General features: G+C 36.7%; 1 protein-coding gene. It reads left to right on the forward strand.

Annotated elements, in window-relative coordinates; translation table 11 throughout:
- A partial coding sequence (locus NLF92_RS12905) for a DNA cytosine methyltransferase (protein WP_254102614.1) occupies window positions 1–194 on the forward strand: 194 nt, incomplete at its 5' end.
- Window positions 195–275 lie beyond the last annotated feature (81 nt).

Genomic DNA, 275 nt, shown 5'->3' on the forward strand with positions numbered 1-275 from the left:
CTCCAAAAGAATTGTTGAGACTTCAAGGTTTTCCAGAAGACTTTAAAGTGGTTGTTTCTGACCAACAAATTCGAAAACAAACTGGTAATAGCGTTCCAGTTCCGGTTATTAGTGCCGTTGCAAAAGAAATATTGAAGTGTCTTAATCAAACCGATGAAATAAAGCAAGTGAAGGAATATAGTGAGGTGATATAAAAATAAGCCACCAAAAATAAAAATGGTGGCTTTACCCTTACCCTCTATGAATCTCTAACCATGAAGGGTCGAAGCCTATAG

Origin of the sequence: Opacimonas viscosa (genome assembly GCF_024199005.1) — a bacterium.
Taxonomy (GTDB): domain Bacteria; phylum Pseudomonadota; class Gammaproteobacteria; order Enterobacterales; family Alteromonadaceae; genus Opacimonas; species Opacimonas viscosa.